The organism is Neisseria sp. HMSC073G10 (assembly GCF_001812605.1).
Lineage (GTDB): Bacteria > Pseudomonadota > Gammaproteobacteria > Burkholderiales > Neisseriaceae > Neisseria > Neisseria subflava_A.
Genome location: NZ_KV809526.1, coordinates 1 through 2,154, shown reverse-complemented (window position 1 = coordinate 2,154; position 2,154 = coordinate 1). Strand labels below are relative to the sequence as shown.

Sequence of the window (2,154 nt, the reverse complement as noted above, 5' to 3'; positions counted from 1 at the left end):
TACGACCGTCTATGCCGATAAAGGCTATGACAGTAAGGAAAACCGGCAACATCTGAAAGAGCGTCGACTGCAGGACGGCATTATGCGCAAAGCACACCGCAAACATCCGCTGTCGGAAGCACAAACCAAACGCAACCGATATTTGTCGAAGACCCGTTATGTGGTCGAACAAAGCTTCGGTACACTGCACCGTAAATTCCGCTATGCCCGGGCAGCCTATTTTGGTCTGCTCAAAGTGAGTGCACAAAGCCATCTGAAGGCGATGTGTTTGAACCTTTTGAAAGCGGCTAACAGGCTAAGTGTGCCTGTTGCTGCTTAAAAGGCGGCTGGATGCCTGATTATCAGGTATCCAAGGGGGATTATGGGGGTATTTGAGTAGAATCAGTAGATATTTGAAACAAAAACAGCCGAAAACCTGTGTTAGGTTTCGGCTGTCGGAGGAAAAGGAATTTTGCAAAGGTCTCAGCCGGAGAGTTTGAATATATATACCAAACTGATCATCTTGGGCGGTTAAAAACATGGGAAGCACAAGAGCTTCAGTTAACCAAACGTTCCGACAGGCTTCATCATAACCCTAATACTCCGGGAAAACTCAGTGGTGATCATGCTGGTCATTTGGCGGGAGATAGATTTGGCGGGTCTCCAAAGTTGGATAATCTGGTATCCCAGCTTAGCGGAGTTAATTTAAGCAATTATAAAATTCTAGAAAATGAATGGGCAAATGCATTAATGGAAAAGAAACGCGTAACGGTAAATGTTGATATACAATACAAGGGAAATAGTTTAAGGCCAGATCATTTTGTTATTCAATATGAAATTGATGGCATTAAAAAAGTTGAAAAGATTTACAACACAGGAAAGTAAAAATGAAATTTGAAGATAAGATATCAGAAATACAAAAACGTATGCTTAGCTTGGCACTTGAATTTTCAGGAGAGGGGGTTACCGCTGTCTATATATATGGTGCAAGGGAAAGAAACGTATTGTCTTTTGATGCTTTTTTTAAAGTGGATAATAAAATTATGAGAAAGGAGTCTTTTAATACAAAAGAGATTCAATGGCAGTTTCTTAATCTTGGAATGGAAGATTATTCGGAACTATGCTCTGTCTTTGCCGAGAATCATCAGGAAATTCCAACTCAGTTGAAACTCATATATGACAATGTAAATCAGAAAGCATCCGCTAATTATTCATATGAAAAATTTTTCTCGCATAGAGATGATTTAACACCGGGTAATATTTTTGAACAATGGTTTAAAGAAGAAAAGCAAAAAACAGAAAACCCGTATGGCTAATCATGATTCCATAATGCAGATTAAAGGCAGCCCGAAACCCCATTCAGGCTGTCGTTTGCATTTGGGCACGCTGGCTTTCAGCCTGCTGCTCGGTTTCGGTTCGGCTCTGATTGTGCCCGCCGCCGCAGCCGCAGCACGCAGGTGCAGGATGGCAGCAGCGCCGAAGCCGTCGGCAGCTCGCTGACAGCCGGCCGCCATCTCAGCATCCGTGCCACCGAAGGCAACATCGAAGCCAAAGGCGCACAAATCTCCGCCGAAGGCGATGCCCTGCTGTATGCCAGCGACGATATCCGACTGCTGGCCGCGGCCGACAGCCGCCGGCAAACCGGCAGCAGCATGGGCATCGGTGCCGGTTATGGCGGCAGCCTGAAAGGAGGCGACGGCTTCAATCAAAGCGCCTTTGGTCGTGCGTCCCAAACCGCCGGCCAGAACATGAACAAAGGCCTCAACTACAGCCCCACCCTGCCGCAGCATGAAAGCGGCGACAGCCAAGGCTATACCCGCTCGGTACTCAGCGAAGGCAACATCACCATCGGCGGCAAAAAAACCAGTGCCCGCGCTCTCGGCATCCATACCGATTCGGCCACTGCCCATCACGGTGCCGACAGCGTTCCCGATCTGCAAAATCTACTCGACAAACAGCAAACCATTGCCCAATCGACTGCCGCCATCCACAGTGCCGTCGGCACCTATAGGGGCAACCGTGCCAAAGCCGCGACCCAAGAGCTGGAAAAACAACAGGCCGCCCACGAAGGCAGCCTGAAAGAGCGTAACGACGGCAGCTACGAACACTATCTCAGCCTAAGCGACGCACAACGACAACAAGAGATGCTGGCCCATTCCCCCGCCTACGCCCAAG

At 48.2% G+C, this 2,154-nt stretch carries 5 protein-coding genes; all 5 read left to right on the top strand.

The genetic code is table 11. The features are described from left to right. On the top strand, nucleotides 1-319 hold a 319-nt coding region (locus HMPREF2865_RS05945; protein ID WP_141752524.1), incomplete at its 5' end, for a transposase. 98 nt (nucleotides 320-417) lie between these two features. Further along, the gene (locus HMPREF2865_RS05940; RefSeq protein ID WP_070646392.1) at nucleotides 418-864 is read left to right on the top strand and encodes a DNA/RNA non-specific endonuclease; all 447 of its coding nucleotides are present in this window, start codon (nucleotides 418-420) and stop codon (nucleotides 862-864) included. Nucleotides 865-866: 2 nt separating this feature from the next. Next, nucleotides 867-1,295 (top strand): hypothetical protein, encoded by a 429-nt coding sequence (locus tag HMPREF2865_RS05935; protein WP_002233344.1) that lies wholly within the window; start codon nucleotides 867-869, stop codon nucleotides 1,293-1,295. After that, nucleotides 1,288-1,479, top strand: coding sequence for a hypothetical protein (locus tag HMPREF2865_RS11990; RefSeq protein WP_083323879.1), 192 nt, complete (start codon nucleotides 1,288-1,290; stop codon nucleotides 1,477-1,479). Before HMPREF2865_RS05935 ends, HMPREF2865_RS11990 begins: the two co-directional genes overlap by 8 nt. Beyond that, on the top strand, nucleotides 1,437-2,154 hold a 718-nt coding region (locus HMPREF2865_RS05930), incomplete at its 3' end, for a hemagglutinin repeat-containing protein (RefSeq protein WP_210399355.1). The genes HMPREF2865_RS11990 and HMPREF2865_RS05930, both read left to right, overlap by 43 nt.

Excerpts from the sequence above, each read along its gene's own strand:
- HMPREF2865_RS05935 (WP_002233344.1), top strand. The coding sequence starts at position 867 with ATGAAATTTGAAGATAAGATATCAGAAATACAAAAACGTATGCTTAGC.
- HMPREF2865_RS11990 (WP_083323879.1), top strand. The coding sequence starts at position 1,288 with ATGGCTAATCATGATTCCATAATGCAGATTAAAGGCAGCCCGAAACCC.